This is a genomic window from Rhodococcus sp. 3258, from assembly GCF_031456475.1.
In the GTDB taxonomy this organism is placed as follows: Bacteria; Actinomycetota; Actinomycetes; order Mycobacteriales; family Mycobacteriaceae; genus Rhodococcoides; species Rhodococcoides fascians.
Map to the genome: position 1 here is coordinate 45398 of NZ_JAVDUT010000005.1, position 16634 is coordinate 62031.

General features: G+C 64.7%; 19 protein-coding genes. 7 read left to right on the forward strand and 12 right to left on the reverse strand.

Going from position 1 to position 16634, the window contains the following annotated elements:
* Window positions 1-162: 162 nt before the first annotated feature.
* Window positions 163-675, forward strand: coding sequence for an Lrp/AsnC family transcriptional regulator (locus J2X62_RS16345; protein ID WP_057472508.1), 513 nt, complete (start codon window positions 163-165; stop codon window positions 673-675).
* Between the two features lie 6 nt (window positions 676-681).
* On the opposite strand, the gene fahA is transcribed toward J2X62_RS16345, so the two are convergent.
* From fahA to J2X62_RS16365, 4 genes are all read right to left on the reverse strand, one after another.
* Window positions 682-1848: a fumarylacetoacetase gene (gene fahA, locus J2X62_RS16350; protein ID WP_310181915.1), complete on the reverse strand. Its 1167-nt coding sequence runs from the start codon at window positions 1846-1848 to the stop codon at window positions 682-684.
* 19 nt (window positions 1849-1867) lie between these two features.
* A complete protein-coding gene (locus tag J2X62_RS16355; protein ID WP_310181917.1) occupies window positions 1868-2707 on the reverse strand; it encodes a hypothetical protein in 840 nt (279 codons plus the stop codon).
* Window positions 2653-3846 (reverse strand): homogentisate 1,2-dioxygenase, encoded by a 1194-nt coding sequence (locus J2X62_RS16360; RefSeq protein ID WP_310182441.1) that lies wholly within the window; start codon window positions 3844-3846, stop codon window positions 2653-2655. Before J2X62_RS16360 ends, J2X62_RS16355 begins: the two co-directional genes overlap by 55 nt.
* Window positions 3847-3917: 71 nt before the next feature.
* Window positions 3918-4445, reverse strand: a complete 528-nt coding sequence (locus J2X62_RS16365) for a MarR family winged helix-turn-helix transcriptional regulator (protein WP_283541793.1) — start codon at window positions 4443-4445, stop codon at window positions 3918-3920.
* A gap of 94 nt (window positions 4446-4539) precedes the next feature.
* On the opposite strand from J2X62_RS16365, the gene J2X62_RS16370 reads away from it, so the two are divergent.
* Window positions 4540-4749 carry a hypothetical protein gene (locus tag J2X62_RS16370; RefSeq protein ID WP_094693806.1) on the forward strand — a complete coding sequence of 70 codons (210 nt, stop codon included), beginning with the start codon at window positions 4540-4542 and terminating at the stop codon, window positions 4747-4749.
* Here J2X62_RS16370 and J2X62_RS16375 read toward each other — a convergent pair.
* Complete coding sequence (locus J2X62_RS16375; protein ID WP_310181922.1) at window positions 4721-5122, reverse strand: GAF domain-containing protein; 402 nt, start codon at window positions 5120-5122, stop codon at window positions 4721-4723. The genes J2X62_RS16370 and J2X62_RS16375 overlap by 29 nt on opposite strands.
* Window positions 5123-5205: 83 nt before the next feature.
* Between J2X62_RS16375 and J2X62_RS16380 the strand changes: the two genes are divergently transcribed.
* The 4 genes from J2X62_RS16380 to J2X62_RS16395 all read left to right on the forward strand — a co-directional run bounded on the left by J2X62_RS16380 (window position 5206) and on the right by J2X62_RS16395 (window position 9545).
* On the forward strand, window positions 5206-6087 hold the full coding sequence (locus J2X62_RS16380) for a dioxygenase (protein ID WP_094623077.1): 882 nt from the start codon (window positions 5206-5208) through the stop codon (window positions 6085-6087).
* Window positions 6088-6289: 202 nt separating this feature from the next.
* Window positions 6290-7711: a lipase family protein gene (locus J2X62_RS16385; protein WP_310181927.1), complete on the forward strand. Its 1422-nt coding sequence runs from the start codon at window positions 6290-6292 to the stop codon at window positions 7709-7711.
* Window positions 7712-7762: 51 nt separating this feature from the next.
* Window positions 7763-8404, forward strand: a complete 642-nt coding sequence (locus tag J2X62_RS16390; RefSeq protein WP_032368661.1) for a TetR/AcrR family transcriptional regulator — start codon at window positions 7763-7765, stop codon at window positions 8402-8404.
* A 31-nt stretch (window positions 8405-8435) separates the two neighbouring features.
* Window positions 8436-9545: a CoA transferase gene (locus J2X62_RS16395; RefSeq protein WP_310181931.1), complete on the forward strand. Its 1110-nt coding sequence runs from the start codon at window positions 8436-8438 to the stop codon at window positions 9543-9545.
* Between the two features lie 114 nt (window positions 9546-9659).
* Here J2X62_RS16395 and J2X62_RS16400 read toward each other — a convergent pair whose 3' ends face one another.
* Both J2X62_RS16400 and J2X62_RS16405 read right to left on the reverse strand, forming a co-directional pair.
* The gene (locus tag J2X62_RS16400; RefSeq protein WP_230072852.1) at window positions 9660-10388 is read right to left on the reverse strand and encodes an SIMPL domain-containing protein; all 729 of its coding nucleotides are present in this window, start codon (window positions 10386-10388) and stop codon (window positions 9660-9662) included.
* A 38-nt stretch (window positions 10389-10426) separates the two neighbouring features.
* Complete coding sequence (locus tag J2X62_RS16405; protein ID WP_032388009.1) at window positions 10427-10978, reverse strand: YceI family protein; 552 nt, start codon at window positions 10976-10978, stop codon at window positions 10427-10429.
* 70 nt (window positions 10979-11048) lie between these two features.
* Between J2X62_RS16405 and dhaL the strand changes: the two genes are divergently transcribed.
* On the forward strand, window positions 11049-12695 hold the full coding sequence (gene dhaL, locus J2X62_RS16410; protein ID WP_310181936.1) for a dihydroxyacetone kinase subunit DhaL: 1647 nt from the start codon (window positions 11049-11051) through the stop codon (window positions 12693-12695).
* Here the strand turns inward: dhaL and J2X62_RS16415 are convergent.
* Genes J2X62_RS16415 through J2X62_RS16435 form a run of 5 tightly spaced genes read right to left on the reverse strand, consistent with a single transcriptional unit; the run spans window position 12688 to window position 16539 of the window.
* Window positions 12688-13173, reverse strand: a complete 486-nt coding sequence (locus J2X62_RS16415) for a GAF domain-containing protein (RefSeq protein WP_204858629.1) — start codon at window positions 13171-13173, stop codon at window positions 12688-12690. The two genes, dhaL and J2X62_RS16415, sit on opposite strands and share 8 nt — an antisense overlap.
* Entirely contained in the window at window positions 13149-13838 is a 690-nt protein-coding gene (locus tag J2X62_RS16420) for a DUF998 domain-containing protein (RefSeq protein ID WP_230592070.1), read from the reverse strand. The genes J2X62_RS16415 and J2X62_RS16420 overlap by 25 nt, the downstream gene beginning before the upstream one ends.
* Before the next feature lie 9 nt (window positions 13839-13847).
* Window positions 13848-14906: a hypothetical protein gene (locus J2X62_RS16425; RefSeq protein ID WP_310181943.1), complete on the reverse strand. Its 1059-nt coding sequence runs from the start codon at window positions 14904-14906 to the stop codon at window positions 13848-13850.
* A 56-nt stretch (window positions 14907-14962) separates the two neighbouring features.
* Window positions 14963-15388 carry a very short patch repair endonuclease gene (locus tag J2X62_RS16430; protein WP_310182443.1) on the reverse strand — a complete coding sequence of 142 codons (426 nt, stop codon included), beginning with the start codon at window positions 15386-15388 and terminating at the stop codon, window positions 14963-14965.
* A gap of 2 nt (window positions 15389-15390) precedes the next feature.
* The gene (locus tag J2X62_RS16435; protein WP_176457981.1) at window positions 15391-16539 is read right to left on the reverse strand and encodes a DNA cytosine methyltransferase; all 1149 of its coding nucleotides are present in this window, start codon (window positions 16537-16539) and stop codon (window positions 15391-15393) included.
* Window positions 16540-16634 lie beyond the last annotated feature (95 nt).

Genomic DNA, 16634 nt, shown 5'->3' on the forward strand with positions numbered 1-16634 from the left:
GAAAGCTCCTGGTTGGTCCGAGTGAGGCGCACTATTCCGCTCAGCCCAGCATCGCGGTGCAGGGGAGTCAATCGACGCCTGAATAGCTGTCCGTGCTGTGCAGATAGGGCAGGTTCTTCCGCAGTTTGCTATACGATTCTTATAGCAAAGTGGAGGTGCGTCATGGAATCGACGTTGGACGAATTGGACCGCGCGATGCTCGCTGCGCTGCACGACAATTCGCGGATCGGTGTGCTCGAGCTGTCGCGAACGCTCGGTGTTGCACGTGCGACTGTGTCGGCCCGCCTGCAGCGATTGGAGGACAGCGGTGTCATCACCGGCTATCAGCCTCGAATCGGTTTGGCAGCAGCCGGTTACGGCGTGCAGGCGTTCGTCACATTGGAGATTGCCCAGGGTGCGCTCGGTGACGTCGTCGCCGTCCTGGAGCAGATACCCGGAGTGTTGGAGGCATTCGCGACAACCGGCGTCGGCGATGTGTTGTGCCGGGTCGCCGCGGCGTCTCATGACGATCTGCAGCGGACGTTGATCGCGCTCAATCAATCTCGCACGATCGCGCGGTCGACCAGTGTTGTCGTACTCTCGCAATTGGTCGAGTTCCGGGCACTGCCGTTGCTCAACAGCGCCGAGTCCGATCGAACCCCCAGAGCCCCCGCATACCGACGGACGCGCGAGTGATGGGCCTCAGGCCGGAACGATCCGGCCATGGACGTCGCCGAACCCGATGCGCGATCCGTTCGGTCCCGGGGCGCTGGCGGCGATGACGACCTCGTCGCCGTCTTCGAGGAACGTCCGGGTCCCCGCGCCGAGTGACACCGGTTCCGTTCCGCCCCAGGTGAGTTCGATGAATGCGCCGCGCTGATTCTTCTCGGGTCCCGAGATGGTGCCCGACGCGAACAGGTCACCGGTTCGGGATGTCGCGCCGTTGCTGGTCTCGTGAGCCAGCATCTGGGCCGGCGACCAATACATCGAACTGTACGGCGGACGGGATACGACGTGGCCGTTCCACGTGACGGACAGATCGATATCGAGTGCCCAGGAACGAGATTCGCGGAGGTGTTCGAGTGGCGCGGGGTCCTGAGTCGGCGTCGACACCCGAGCCTGTTCCAACGCGAGCAAGGGGACCACCCACGGTGAGATGGACGTCGCGAAACTTTTGCCGAGGTTCGGGCCCAGCGGCACGTACTCCCAGGCCTGGATGTCGCGAGCAGACCAGTCGTTGACGATGACGGCACCGAACACGTGCTCGGAGAACTGATCCGGCGAGATGGGGCCATCTGCCGGAATGCCGACGACGAAGCCCATCTCGGCTTCGATGTCCAGTCGCCGACTCGGACCGAAGGTGGGCGATGGCTCGTCGGGTGCCTTGCGCTGACCGCAAGGCCGGGTGATGTCGGTGCCGGAGACGACAACCGTGCCTGCCCGGCCGTGATACGCCACGGGCAGGTGCTTCCAATTCGGTAGCAGCGGTTCGGCATCGGGCCGGAAGAGTCGGCCGAGATTGGACGCGTGGTGCTCGGACGCGTAGAAGTCCACGTAGTCCGCAACTTCGAACGGCAGGTGCATCGTGACATCGGAAACCGAGACGATCGCTTCCGCGGTGGTCGTGTCACTGACGATCATGGCGGTGACGGACTCGCGGACCTCGACCCACCGACTGCGGCCGCGCGCCATGAAAGCATTGAGGCTGGGCGAGGCGAAATCCGAATCGTTCAGAGCGACAAACAGATCGATCACAGTGTCGCCGTACCGGACTCCGACTCGAGCGTCCGAACCAGGAGTACTGAAAATGCCGTAAGGAAGGTTGTCGATTCCGAACTCGGAGTCGGCGGGGATGTCGATGTGCGTCATGAACGGCGCGCTCCTTGGTTCACTGAGGTGGGACGAGTCCGAGGCGGACGAGGTCGTCCAGGGGTTCGCGGATGCTGCAGGTGCCGAACGATGCGAAGGCGCGTTGACCCTCGATCCCGGCGACGAGACCGGCGAGGACGTCGGCGTCCCGGATTGCCAGGATCTTCTCGAGCTCACCGACGCGTGCGCCGCTGTGTGCGGCCTGCGCGGCGAGGATCACGTTGAGGAAACCGTGTTGCTCGAAACCGTTGTGGGGATCGGTGTTACGGGCGGCATGATGCAGACCCGCGGTGGTTTTGAAGTGGACCTCGCGTTGTGCCGCCTCGTAGATGGACGCGGCAAGCTCCCGCTCGTCCGGGTACTCGTCGGCCGCGACGCCGCCGGTCCTGAATTTGGCTCGATACCCGAACTCGTCGACTGCGTCGAAGATGTCGTCTCGTCGGGAGTCTCGGGGAATTTCGACATAGATGTCGACGTCCTGAGTGATGTTGCGCAAGGCGTCGATGTTCGTGCCCTCGGGTACGGCCACTTCGACGGCAACGACCGTCACGCCGGCGGTCCGGTCGGCGGCGCGTAGGCCTGCCTCCACGCTGCCCGGACCGGCAGGTGCGGTCAACGCGACCTCCATCCGGGCGCCCAGGACGAGTTCGTGCACCCGGTCCATCGGAACGACCAACGGGCCGACGAGGTCTGCGAAAGAACTCGCCCGGTACTCGAGATGTTGTGCTGCAGCAACATCGAGTGGTGCATTGCCGGGAGGGAAGGCAGCGGCGTCGTCGCACAGGCGATGGAAGAACTTCGGGATCATCGGTTCGGCCCCCGGCCTGCCCACGTCCACGCGTACCCGGTGTCCTCGCACGCGAGCGCTCCTTCGCCGAGTTCGAGGGGGCGGAAAGTATCGACCATGACGGCCAATTCGTCGAAGAACTCGGCACCGATACTACGTTCGTATGCACCGGGTTGCGGACCGTGAGCATGACCGCCCGGATGCACCGAGATCGAACCCTGGCCGATTCCGGAACCCTTGCGGGCCTCGTAGTCGCCGCCGACGTAGAACATGATCTCGTCGGAGTCGACGTTGGAGTGGTAGTACGGCACCGGAATTGCTAGCGGGTGGTAGTCGACCTTGCGCGGAACGAAATTACAGATCACGAAGTTGGCCCCCTCGAATGCCTGATGCGCAGGCGGCGGTTGATGCACACGGCCGGTGATCGGTTCGTAGTCGGAGATGTTGAACGTATACGGGTACAGGCAGCCGTCCCAACCGACCACGTCGAACGGGTGGTGCGGATACACGTATCGGGTTCCGATGATTCCCGTCGAACCACGATGTTTGACAAGCACTTCCACGTCGCTGCCCTCGACGACCAGAGGCTCGGTGGGGCCGTGCAGATCGCGTTCGCAGTAGGGAGCGTTCTCGAGCAACTGGCCGTACTTCGACAGGAACCGCTTCGGTGGCGCGATGTGACTGTTGGCCTCGATGGCGTAGGCGCGCAGGGGGCCGTCAGGAATCCAACGGTGCGTCGTCGCGCGCGGGATGAGCACGTAGTCACCCTGCTGCGCCGGGAGAGTACCGAACACCGTTTCAACGGTGGCAGAACCGGATTCGACGTAGACCATCTCGTCACCGATCGAATTGCGATACAGCGGTGAAGTTTTCGATGCGACGACGTAGGACAGTCTGACGTCGGCGTTGCCGAGAACGAGGCGTCGGCCGGTGACGACGTCGGTGTCCGCCACCGTGGATTCGGGAAACAGCTCGTGCAACTTCAGGTGCCGCGGCACGAGCGGATGGTTGGGCGTCGTCGATTGATCGGGAAGGTCCCACACCGTGGCATCGACGATGGCCGACGGTATGTGGCGGTGGTACAGCAGAGACGAATCCGATGAGAAGCCCTCTTCGCCCATCAGCTCCTCGTAGTAGAGGTTGCCGTCGGGAGTTCGGTGCTGGGTGTGCCGCTTCGGCGGTACCGATCCGAGCTGCCGGTAGTAGGCCACGTTCTCTCTCCTGAGTTCGGTCACCGCTTGTAGTAAATACATTAACTACTTTGACGTGATCTACGCAACCGTCAGTTGCGCCCCCGGACGTCGAACTGGCTGCGGTTGGTGATCAGTTTGGTCAACAGCATCACCAGGATTCGCTGTTCGGGTTCGGTGAGCGCGCTGACCCATGCGTTCTCCCGTTCGTTCTGTTCGGCGAATGCCTCGACCATCTCGTCGTGCCCCAATGCGGTCAGGGCGAGGCGCACCGAACGTCCGTCCTTCTCGTCGGGCGTGCTGGCGAGCAGGCCGCCGGAGATGAGTGTCTTGGACAGGTTCGACACTGCGGCGCGGCTCATGCCGGTCAATTCGGCTGCTCGTCGCGGCTCGATCGGGCCGGCGAGCCACGTGACGAACATCAGCCGAAACGATGACCACGACCAGCCTCTGGGGCGATGAACCGTCGACTCGAGGTCGTACGTGACGATGTTCGACGCTCGGTTCAGTGTCAGCAGAACCTCGGTGGCCAGCTGATGCTCGAACCCGTACTCCCGGGCCAGTGTGGTGTTGGCGGTGTCGATGAACGACCAGAAATCGGGCTCGGGTGCGGCGGTCACGGATTCACTGTAGCCACGAACTCATCTGATCAACACCTGTATCACTTCAGTATGCGCAATTCATGTCTCATCCCGGAGGGGTCATGATGGACCCATGAGCTCGAAGAACCTGTTCGGCGGTCCCCGCACCCTGTTGATCGTGGCAGCAGTGGTCATCGTGATCGCACTCGTCGCTGCCGCCGCGACGCTGATCGTTCGCGCTGTGCTCGGACCACCCGAGGGTGAGAACAAGTTCGAGATCAAGGGCTACTCGGTGGTCCAGGTAGATCCCCAGGTCAGCGACCTCGCGCTCGCCACACGTTAGCCGACTCCGCGGCGACCTGAGGGTCGTGTGTCTGCTGAAAGTTTCGCCCGCCGCGCGCGAATGTCCGAAGCGTGGCGGCGGGTACCTCGTGCTCGGGAATCGGCTCGCTCGTCCACTCGCAGTTCCGTACGAAGATCAGGTTCGACGCCACCGCGTCGGCGCTGAGATCTTCCCGCAGAGGGCCGGAAATTCGGCCGAGGAAGTACTCGCCGTGCTCGGTTCGCGTCCAGACGAAAGATCCGTCCGCGACCTGCTCGAAACGCTCGACCCGTCGTAGCGAGCGTTCGTCGTTCGCCGACATGCCGCAGAGTCCGTAGGTGAGGGCACGCTCGACGCCATATGGCATCGGGGCGCGATAGACGGCGTCCGGCATACATTCGAGAGTATCGATGCTGGCCGGAATTCCCAATGGGTGCTAAGTTGAAGATTCAACTTAGGTACTTCGAAGGACCCGCCATGACTTCTGTGATGAACCCGCCCGTCGCGGGTGCCGCATTCGATGCGTTTCTCGCCGACGCAGCACCCGCGAGCCGGTCGCAGCAGATGTGGACCCCACACGATGGGCCGATGCCCGCGCTGTACATCAGTCACGGTGCGCCCCCGGTGTTCGACGACGCGCTCTGGATGAACGAGCTATTCACCTGGTCGCAGTCGATGCCCAAGCCGAAGGCGATCCTGATCGTCAGCGCGCACTGGGAAGAGGCCCCGTTGAGCCTGTCCGCGACGGCTGCGGCGACGCCACTCGTCTACGACTTCGGCGGATTTGCGCAGCGTTACTACTCGATGGAATACCGAACTCCCGACGCTCAGGCGCTGGCTGCACGGGTGGCCGCGGCCATTCCGGCGTCGGAGAACCTGCATCGGCACACCGCGCGCGGACTCGATCACGGTGCCTGGGTGCCGCTGAAGGTCATGTATCCCTATGCCGATGTCCCGGTTCTGCAATTGAGCCTGCCTACGCACGCGCCCGATCGGCTGATGTCGATAGGCGCTGCGCTGAAGGAACTTCGGGCCGAGGGTGTGTTGGTCATCGGTTCCGGGTTCATGACCCACGGACTGCCGTTCCTGTCCCGGGAGAATTTCGCAACCAACACCGTGCCGACGTGGTCCGAGGACTTCGACCTCTGGGCAGCCGACGCCTTGTCTCGCGGTGACGTCGGGACTCTCGCCGACTTCCGCAGTGCCGCACCGGGAATGCCGTACGCGCACCCCACTGTCGAACATTTCACGCCGTTGTTCGTCACCCTCGGTGCCGCCGAGAATCCGGAAGCTCCGGTGACGACGGCCATCACCGGCTTCCAGTTCGGTTTGGCGAAGCGGTCTTTCGCCGTCGCGTGACGAACGGGAACTACCCCGTGCAATTGGGCTCGATTCAGTTCTGAATCTTTTTCGTTTCGGGGATTGTTATCCACGCCACTTCGCTCTACAGTTCTGAGCACCATCTCGGACATCGGTGTCCAAGATCGTCGGATGCGCTGTACGAAATGTCGCCGGGCGCGCGTCCTGTGGACCCCGTTGTCCGGCGCGAAGGAGTAGAGCCGTGTCTTCTGCCCGATCTTGGACGCTGCGGGTAGCGATCGGTGTGGCGACCGTAGCCGCCGCCGTTGCCGCTACGACCAGCCCCGCTTCCGCTGCACCCGAATCCAGCGGTCCGGCCGGTGTGGAGGTTCAGCCGCCTCTGCCGCCGCTCACGTGGCCGAAGATTCCCGAGTTCGACACCGACTTCTACCTTCCTCCCGCCGACGTGGTGGCAGCGGCCGCGCCGGGCCAGATCATCGCCGCACGGCCCGTCGAGCTGGCTACTCTGAACGTCATTCCCACGCAGGTCGACGCGTGGCAGTTGTCGTTCCGGTCCAACAACGGGCGCGACGAGCCGATCGCCGCCGTGACCACGGTCATCAAGCCGCGGGGAGTGCCTGCGGCACCGCGTCCGTTGATCTCCATCCAGGTGGCCGAGGATTCTCTCGCGGCCTACTGCGCTCCGTCGTACGCGATGCGAGCGGGTGCCATCCCCTGGCCGGTGACCGGCGCGGTGACGTCGGGCGCTCAATTCCTCGAAGTGCAGGCAGCGTTGGCGCAAGGATGGGCGGTGTCGGTACCCGATCATCAGGGCCCGAACAATTCGTTCGCCGCCGGGCCGGTCGCCGGCCGGATCACACTCGACGGCATCCGAGCTGCCGAGAATTTCGCGCCAATGCAGTTGGCTGGGGCGGCCACCAAGGTGGGGATGAGCGGCTACTCCGGTGGCGCGATCGCCACCGGGCACGCAGCAGAACTGGCCGAAAACTACGCCCCTGAGCTCGATATCGTCGGAGTCACCGAGGGCGGCACCCCGGCCGAACTCGGGGCATTGGTCGACAACGCGAACAACACCCTGGGATCGGGCATCGTGGCCGCCGGCATCATCGGTGCCAGCCGCGAGAGTCCCGAGTTGGCCGCCTTCATCGACGAACACGTCGACCCGTTCGGTAGAACGTTGTTCGCGGCCAAGGACAACCTTTGTGTCGGCTACTCGTCGGCGCTGCTGCCGTTCGTCAACCTGAAAGGCTTGCTGCACACCGACGGCGACCCGATCCAGCAACCGGTGGTGAAGAAGGCCCTGTCTGCGATGCAGCTCGGCCGCACCACTCCGAACATGCCGCTCTACGTCTACCATTCCAACCCGGACTGGCTGGTGCCGATCGGGCCGGTCAACGCGATGGTCGAGTCGTACTGCAGCCGTCCGGGTGCCGACGTCACCTACACCCGCGATCATTTCAGTGAGCACATCAGCTTGGAGCTGATCGCTTTTCCGAGTGCGGTGTTGTGGATGCGCGACCGATTTGCCGGTGTTCCGGTGGAACCGGGTTGCCGGACGAAAGATGTCGGCTCGATGGCGCTCGACACGCGTGCGCACCCGACGTTCGTCGCGGCCGTCGGCGAGATAATCGCCGGATTGTTCGGGAAGCCGATCGGGTCGTGATGGAACTGATCAGCGGGGCTGCGAGCGGTGCGTCGCCTGTAGACTCCCTCGGTGACTGTCGCCGATGATCAGGGCCGCATCTACGCCGGACGATCCTCCGCTGTTCGGAAAGCCGATCGACGAGCTCGGTTCTTGCACGCGGCTATCGAGGTCATCGGGGGACGCGGATACGCCGCCACCTCGGTGGCGGACATCTGCGCCGCGGCCGGCCTCGCACGCAGTCAGTTCTACAGTGAGTTCGCCAACCGTGAGGCGCTGCTCGTGGACGTCTACGACCTGATCCAAGACGACGCGCTGGCCGCCGTCGTCGCCGCACTCGACGAGCAGGTCGACCGTGATCGTCGCTCGCTGGTCGTCGCAGCGATGACGGCCCTGGTCGGATCGATCGGAGGTGACCCACGTCGGGCGCGCATCTCCTATCTGGAGATGTTGGGTGTCAGCGATGCCGTCGAACAGCATCGGACGCGCCGTCGTGCGCAGTGGGTGGAGTTCTTCGAGAACACCCTGCGCTCGGAAGTCGGTTCCGATTTCGTTCCCCCGGGTGGATACCGCTTGGCCGCAACGGCATTCCTCGGTGCGCTCACCGAGATCGTCTCCGACTGGTCCCGCACTGCTCCGCCTCGTCCACCTATCGAGCAGATCGTGGACACGATGGTTGCCGTCCTGGCAGCGTTCGTTCCGGACCTGAACTGAACTGCAGCCGGCCGCGCAATACAGTGGACCGATGACAGACGCCACCGGTCCGCTCACCGGCCTCGTGGTCGCGGACTTCTCTCGTGTACTCGCCGGACCGTACGCGACGATGATGCTCGGCGACATGGGCGCGGACGTGATCAAGATCGAGCGGCCCGGCAGCGGCGACGACACCCGATTGTGGGGTCCGCCGTACGATTCTGCCGGTACGGCAACGTATTTCAACTCGGTCAATCGAAACAAGACGTCTCGGTTCATCGACCTGCAGTCCGAGAGCGGTGTGGCCGAGGCCCGTGAGATCGTCGCGGGCGCAGATGTTGTGATCGAGAACTTCCGCGCCGGAACGATGGACCGGCTCGGTCTCGGCTATTCGGCTGTCGCGCAGACGAACCCCGGCCTGATCTACTGCTCGATCACCGGCTTCGGTACCGGCGGTGGTGCTGCTCTCCCTGGATACGATCTGGTGGTCCAAGCTGTCGGCGGGCTGATGAGCGTCACCGGCCCCGACGCATCCACACCGACGAAAGTGGGCGTGGCGATGGTCGATATCGTCACCGGTCTGCATGCGCTGAGCGGAATCCTTGCCGCACTGCATCATCGATCGAACACCGGTGCGGGTCAGCAGGTGCACACCTCGCTGATGGCGTCGGTACTGTCCGCGTTGAGCAACCAGTCGGCGGCATATCTCGGGGCGGGCACCGTGCCGGTTCCGATGGGCAACAAGCATCCGTCGTTGGTGCCGTACGAGGTGTTCGAGACCGCCGACCGACCGCTCGCGTTAGCGGTGGGCAACGATCGGCAATTTCAGGCGCTGGTCGACGTGCTGGGTACCCCGGATGTGGCTGCGGATCAACGCTTCTCGTCCAATTCTGCTCGCGTCGAACATCGAGATCAGTTGGTCGACATCCTGAACTCGGCGTTGCGGACGCGTACTGCGGACGAATGGTATCGAGAACTGATGGCCCGCAACGTTCCCGCCGGGCCGGTCAATTCCATCGAGGAGGCCTTCGCGTTCGCGCAGTCGTTGGGTCTCGAACCACGCATCGAGGTTCCCGGGGCAGTGGCCGAGGGCGTCCGAAATCCGGTGGATTTCTCGACGACCCCGGTGAACTACCGGCTGCCGCCCCCGCCGGCCGGCTGAGCCCGTGCGTGGGGGTCCTGCAACTTGTGCTCCACTCCAGGGCTCGAGTCGGCGAATCCCCGGTCTGCAACCTCTTCAGTGGAGCAATAGTTGCAGCGGCAGTAACTCGCTGCGCTAGTTCAGCGCCCACTTCACCGACACGGACACGCTGACGGTCTGCTGTCCCGGTTCGATGGGCACTGCCGTGTCGAACGAAGCGGAGTCGCGAAAGCTCGTCGGCTGCTCCTGACCGGTGATCGACTCGGTGATCGACAGAACGTCACCGAGTTCGCCGCCTGCGAGCGACGCATACTGCTCGGCGCGATCGCGGGCGTCGGCGAACGCCCTGGACCGGGCATCGGTGATCAGCTCGGAATCGTCGTCGATCTTGAACGAGACCCCGGAGATTCGGGTCGCGTTGCCACCGGCGGAGGTGGCGTCGCCCAGGACTGCAGACGCCTTCGACAGGTCGCGCACCGTGACCTGCAACGTGTTGGTGGCCTGATATCCGGAGATGGCCGAGGTGCCGCCCGGCAGTGCTCCGGAGTACTGCGGATCGATCGACACCTGCTGCGTCTGAATGTCCTCGCGCGCGACGCCGGCAGCAATCACTGCGTCGGTCACCTCGGTAACTGCAGCATTGGCCTGTTCGATGGCGGCAGTGACGTCCTCGGCTGTGGCCTGAACGCCGATCTGAGTCGTCAACGTGTCCGGTGCACCCTGGACTTCGCCCACTCCGTTGACGTTCACTCCGGGAGGTCCGTCCGGGGACGTGGTCGCCGGACTGCTGCAGCCTGCGGTCAGGGCTGCGGCCAACACCAGGGCCGATGCGCACGATCCGATCGTCCATCGATTTCGGTTCACCGCCGTAGTGTCCACCATTGCAGGTGAATTGGGAAGGCTCAGGGCTTGCGATACTCGGCGTCGAACGTGACGGTCACGTCGTCTGCCACCTTCATGGCTCCGAACATCTGCGAATACGGCGTGATCTTGTAATCCGTTTGACGCACGGTAGTTTCGGAACCGATCTGCCATCTGTCGCCGGAGTCGGTGACGTCCACGTCCACGGTGATCTCCTTCGAGACACCGTGTATCTCGGCGGTGCCCGCCAAGCGAAATCCGGAGGCAACGGCAGTGATCTCCTCCGAACGAAATCGAATTGTCGGGTACCGATTGGCGTCGAAGGTCTTGAGTGCGTTGGCTTTTGCGACGATCTTCTCCGGCCCGATCAGCGGTGTCAGTCCGCCCTCGCCGTGGATCACCTCGAGTGAGCCGACCTCGGCGGTCAGTGACACCGCGGTGGGGGCGTCCCCGGACCACTCGACCGTCGCGGTCCAGGAGGTCACCGCAATCGTGAGTCGATGCCCCATCTTCGATGCCCTCCCGGTGACATCCGTCCGAACAGCCAGCTGCCCGCCGTCCGATGCGTCGAAAGCCCAGGTCTCGGTGGTCATCTTCGCGACTGTAGACGCGCGGCGGCCCGGCAGCTCACCGAAGCCGACAATGGAGGCTTAGTGTGAAGGAATGTTCTCCAATTCTCCTCGAACATTCGTCGCCGACGCCCTCCGCGGCTTCGTGGCCGCCACCGACGACGTCACCTGGCACGCCGATCCCGGATTCCTCACCCGTCGCTATCGCATCTCCGACGGTCAAGTCGCGCTGCTGTCCGGTGGCGGATCGGGCCACGAGCCGATGCATGCCGGATTCATCGGTCGCGGCATGCTCACCGGCGCGTGCCCCGGCCTGGTGTTCACGTCACCGAACGCCCTCCAAGTACACGAGGCATCCAAGGCCGTGGACTCCGGCGGCGGAGTGGTGCACATCGTGAAGAACTACACCGGCGACGTGATGAACTTCAAGATCGCCCGAGACTTGTTGCAGGAAGACGGTATTGCAGCCGATGTCGTTCTCGTCGACGACGACGTGGCCAGCGAGAGCGAGGACGGCCCGGGTCGCCGTGGCACTGCCGCGACCATCGTCGTCGAAAAGGTGTGCGGCGCAGCGGCAGAACGTGGCGACAGCCTGCAGGCGGTGGTCGCGCTGGGGCGTCGAACAGCGGAGAACGCACGCAGCATGGCGGTCGCACTGAACCCGCCGACGCTACCGGGTGCCGACGGCCCGTCGTTCGAATTGCCCAAGGAGGAAATCGAACTCGGCATCGGTATCCACGGTGAGCGCGGCACCGACCGGGTGTCCCGGCTGCCTGCTCAGGAGGTCGTCGAGAAGCTGACCGAGCCTATCGTGAGCTCGCTCGGATTGAACTCGGGCGAATCGGTGATCGCCATCGTCAACGGGCTCGGTGCAACGCACCCGCTCGAACTGCATCTGCTGTTCGGGGAACTCTCGGAGTACCTCGCGGGTAAGGGCATCGAGATAACCCGCTCACTCGTCGGAAGTTTTGTCACCGCACTCAACATGGGTGGAGCGTCCATCACTCTGGTGCGCGCCGACGACGAGATGCTCGAGCTCTGGGATGCCCCCACCGATGCGCCCGGTTGGCCCAACGCGCAGAGCCAAGGCGCGAAACCGGTCGGCGAGCGCGGCACATTCGGGCCGACATTCTCGCCGTCCGAGACCGGAGAGAAGTCGGCATTCGTCTCGGAGTGGATCGGGTCGTGGGCCCAGCGGGTACTCGACGAGGAGCCCGCTCTGACCGAGTTGGATCGCAAGGCGGGTGACGGCGACTTCGGTACCAACATGGTGGCCGCACTGGAACAACTCGACCTCGACGCGATCAAGGAAACCTATTCGGCAGCAACGGTATTCGAAGCCGTGAGCGAGGCCTACCTCGGCCACGCAGGCGGTACGTCCGGCGCACTGTTCGGTATCTGGTTCCGCCAGTTCTACCGAACGATGCTCGAATCCGAGCCATCTGCCGCGGCTGTCGCAGCGGCCGCGCGGGCCGGACTGGACAGCATCACCGAACTCGGTGGAGCCCGCGTGGGCGACAAGACGATGATCGACGCCATTGCCCCGGCTGTCGACGCGCTCGAGAAAGACGGCGGCACCCTGCAGGATGCCGCCGACGCCGCGAAGACCGGAGCCGAATCGACCAAGGACATCACCGCCAACCGCGGCCGCGCCAGCTATGTCGGTGAGGCCGCGCGAGGCGTCGTCGACCCCGGTGCGTTGGTCATGGCCTGGTTCTTCGAGGCAGCAGCGTCTAGCTGATCGAACCGAGGAACACCGCCGCGATCGCTTCGAGGCCGGCCTGATCGTCGGCGTCGAAGCGATCGGGTATCGGGCTGTCCAGATCGAATACACCGATCAGCTTCTCGCCCTGGTACAGCGGAACGACGACCTCGGAGCGAGTGTTGGCATCGCACGCGATGTGGCCGGGGAAGGCATGAACGTCGGCCACTCGCTGTGTCTCGCGGGTGGTCGCGGCAGCGCCGCAGACCCCTTTGCTCAGCGCGATACGAACACAGGCAGGCTGGCCCTGGAACGGACCGACCACCAGTTCGGTGCCGTCGAACAGGTAGAAGCCGACCCAGTTGACCTCGGGCAGAGCGTGATACACCAGTGCGGAGAGGTTGGCGGCGTTGGCGATCAGGTTCGATTCCTCGAACACCAGGCCGCGGGCCTGCTCGGTGAGCTGCTGGTACTGCTCTGCCTTGGAACCGTTCAGTTCGGTCGCGGTGAAAGACATGCGCCGAGTCTAAGCGCACACCCCAGCACCACCAGATACGCCGACATCCCGCCTACCTGCACCCGCTGAGCGATGCCGAGGCCATGATCGCCGGGAAGGTTGTCGGCGATCAACAGCCACGCCGTGGCCAGGGCGGTGATGGCCAGCACCGCGACACCGAGCGTCCGAAGCAGGGGATAGGCCCGATAGCGGAATGCGGCGAGCGTGAATGCGATCATGACCGTGAAAATCGCGAACACCGCGATGGTGCTCGTCAGAGCGTGAAGATGATGAAGCTGGGGGAACAACCCGCTGGGCTCGATCGGACAGCTCGGATCGTCGGCGGCCACACACTCGAGTGGCAGTTTCGCGTCGGCGATGGTGGCGATACCGAAGATGCCCGACGCCACCCAGCCGGTGACGACGAGCCGTCGGCGAGGGCTGACGAGGAAACCGAGTACGGCGGCGAGGATCATCAGCGAACCCGTGACCACGTCTGCAGTGGAGAAAAATTCGCGGTACGGCTGATCGCGGGCATCGAGTTCGCTGAGGAAGGATCGGGCCGGGTCGAGCCCGGTGTCGAGGAAGAATTCGGCCACCCACGCGGAGTACAGCAACCCGGCGAGGATCAGAAACACCACCGCGATTACTCGGCGGATATCCACACCTTCGGTTTTCGAGCGCACCGACCAAGGCTAACCAGTGAGCTCGTCGGCAGCTGCCACCGCCAGCGCGACGGCGGAGTCGCAGTCGTCCGCCATGACGGACAGCTCGGGAACTGTGCGGGCGTAGCGCGCGGCCGAGTCCTCGTTATCGGGCAGGCCGAGAACGGGGTTGCCCAACACGATGTCGGCCGAACACACCGAATCCGAGTCGCGAGTCTCCACGGTGTAACCGCCCTGCCGGATCTTCACGCGATCTGTCGAACGCAAGTCGCTGTCGTCGTAGGTGAGCGCGACGTCGAGCAGTACCAGGTTGTCCTCGAACGTCGCCGACGACGCCTCGAAGTGGCAGCCGTACGGATCCGCGGCAGGGTTCCACCGGTCGACCGTCCAGGTCTCGGGCAGATGCTCCAGAACGCTGCACGGATCCTTCGTGGCCAACGGCAGGTTGTACCTGGAATCGGCACGTAGTGGTGGATCGCTCACGAGGCCGAGTGCGGTCTCGGTGACGGATTTCGCTGCACTGCAGGCGTCTCCGTCAGCAAGATAGACGTCGATCGTGGCGAAACTACGACCGGATTCGGTGAGGACATCGTCCATGGGCCCGGAGGTGGTGCCGTCGAACTCGTCGCGGAGCGGGAAGCTGACGCGGCACGTCCCTCGGGAGGCGCCGTCGATATACACCTGTTCGTCGCCGATCGTGACTTGCTCGAAGTTCGGGTCGGCCGGCGTCGGCTGGTATCCGTTCAGCTTGATCGACACGGAGTCCGTGGCGTCCGATCGCCCAGGGTCGACTTCTGCCGAGCAGCTACTCAGTTCGCCGTCCGGTCGGAGCTGCACCACGGTGCCGAGGGCGGTGAGGTCGTCCTCGGTGAGGAAGCCGCAGGGATCGAGGCTGCGGACGAAGGCCGCCGAGTCGGCCAGATAGCGGTCTGCCTCCGACATCTCGAATCCGTACCGGTTCTGTCCCGTCGGCGACGCACTGCCGGCGGGGAACGCGCTGCCGAGCAACACCACCGCGCATCCACTGGTCCATACCGACATCGCCGCTGCCATCGCCGCAAGCACCCAACCTTTACGCACTGTCCTCATCCCCCGACTCGAATCGACCGATCATCAGGTTGGACGCGCGGGGAGTGCTGTGGGTTTCAGTCGGTCACTATCGGATCTGCAGCAAGATCGTCGACGACGCGTTGGGCGGCGACGACCGGGTCCTCGTGTTCCCAGATCCGCACGACGCGCCAGCCTTCCTCGATCAGGCGGGTGTCGGTGTCGCGGTCGCGGGCCACGTTGGCAGCCAGCTTGTCGGCCCACCACCGGGCGTTGTTGCGGGGTCTCGTCGCGTGAATGGGGCAACTGTGCCAGAAGCAACCGTCGACGTAGACCGCGACTTTGCGACGGGGGAACACCAGATCTGCTCGACGCCGCATGCCCTTCAGCGGGGCGCGGTCGACGAAGTAGCGCAGTCCTCGTCGGTGCAACTCTCGACGCAGCGCCACTTCCGGTTTGGTGTCGCGGCGGCGTTGCTTACTGAGCCGTGCACTGGTTTTCGCGTCGGTGACGGGGCGTTTCACGCTCACACCGACACCCGTTGCGTGTACCCACCCATGCGCTCGAGGTGGGCGTCGAGGTCGTCGAGAAAGCCGTCGGCGAAGCGGAGGTTGCCGGCTCGCGCGCGCTTGAGGAACCCTGCCGTGGCTCGCGCCGACAGCAGGGTGGAGTCGTCCAGGAAGTCGATCAGGTCCTCGGGCGGTTGGTGCACCGGCATGGTCGAGACGGTCACCTTGAAGCTCGCGCGGTCTCGGCCCCACGCGGCCGTCGGCCAGGCCTGACCGGGCAGCAATGCGGTATCGCCTGCGACGTCGTAGGGCTTCGGGTCGTCGAGTGCACCGGCCACCCACGACGCCATCCGCACACTGACGGCATTCCCGACGAGCTTCCAGCGATGCCCGGTGCGCACCCCGGCGCGCTCGACCGCGGGCAGCGTCCAGTCCGGATCGAACCCCTGCAGCCGCTCGGCCCCGATGATGCCGGGCGTGACGATCTCCCCGGACGGCAACCGCACGGCCGGCGGACTGGCGATGCCGAGGGACGAGCCGCCTTTGAGGGTGGGGACGGCGTTGACGGCCCAGCCCAGTCCGCGGGTGCCCTCGGTCCAGTAGAAGCCGCAGGGCGCAGTACTCGGATCGCCGTCGGGCAACGGCCCGGCATCCTGCGAGAACAGCACCTCACGCGGATCGTCGGTGCGCGAAGCCAGCATCACCACGCGCTGTCGACGCTGCGGCAACCCGAACGCACGGGCGTCGACGACGCGGTAGGCCCACATGTAGCCGAGGTCCTCGAGCGCGTCGGTGATGTGTCGCATCGCTGCGCCACGTCCGAGTTGCAGCATGAACGGCACGTTCTCCATCAACAGCCACCGCGGGCCGCGGCGACGTGAGACCAGCCGGAACACCTCGTCGACCAGCCCGGAACGAGCCCCGGTGATGCCTGCGGTCCGTCCGGCCTGGGAGAGGTCCTGGCAGGGGAAGCCGGCGGCCACGAGTTCGGTGCCGGTGGGCAGGCTGCGCAGCGTGGTGACGTCGGTGTGCAGCGGAACGTTCGGCATGCGCGCCGACAGCACCGCGCCGGCACCCGGATCGATTTCGCACAACAGCTGCGTCGTCCACCCTGCCTCGGCCAACCCCAGCTCGAGCCCGCCGATTCCGGCGAACAACCCGACCATCGACCGTGTGCTCACGTGTGCCCTTCTCTCGCCCGACGGGTTCACGTTACTCGAGAGCCGGTGCGCTGAAGGTCCACAAGCTGAGCGTCCGCGAG

Bases quoted from the DNA above. Each gene is read 5' to 3' on its own strand.
- J2X62_RS16345 (WP_057472508.1), top strand. From the start codon at position 163: ATGGAATCGACGTTGGACGAATTGGACCGCGCGATGCTCGCTGCGCTG.
- fahA (WP_310181915.1), bottom strand. From the start codon at position 1,848: ATGACGCACATCGACATCCCCGCCGACTCCGAGTTCGGAATCGACAAC.
- J2X62_RS16370 (WP_094693806.1), top strand. From the start codon at position 4,540: ATGAGCTCGAAGAACCTGTTCGGCGGTCCCCGCACCCTGTTGATCGTG.
- J2X62_RS16375 (WP_310181922.1), bottom strand. From the start codon at position 5,122: ATGCCGGACGCCGTCTATCGCGCCCCGATGCCATATGGCGTCGAGCGT.
- J2X62_RS16380 (WP_094623077.1), top strand. From the start codon at position 5,206: ATGACTTCTGTGATGAACCCGCCCGTCGCGGGTGCCGCATTCGATGCG.
- J2X62_RS16395 (WP_310181931.1), top strand. From the start codon at position 8,436: ATGACAGACGCCACCGGTCCGCTCACCGGCCTCGTGGTCGCGGACTTC.
- J2X62_RS16405 (WP_032388009.1), bottom strand. From the start codon at position 10,978: ATGACCACCGAGACCTGGGCTTTCGACGCATCGGACGGCGGGCAGCTG.
- dhaL (WP_310181936.1), top strand. From the start codon at position 11,049: ATGTTCTCCAATTCTCCTCGAACATTCGTCGCCGACGCCCTCCGCGGC.
- J2X62_RS16415 (WP_204858629.1), bottom strand. From the start codon at position 13,173: ATGTCTTTCACCGCGACCGAACTGAACGGTTCCAAGGCAGAGCAGTAC.
- J2X62_RS16425 (WP_310181943.1), bottom strand. From the start codon at position 14,906: ATGAGGACAGTGCGTAAAGGTTGGGTGCTTGCGGCGATGGCAGCGGCG.
- J2X62_RS16435 (WP_176457981.1), bottom strand. From the start codon at position 16,539: ATGGTCGGGTTGTTCGCCGGAATCGGCGGGCTCGAGCTGGGGTTGGCC.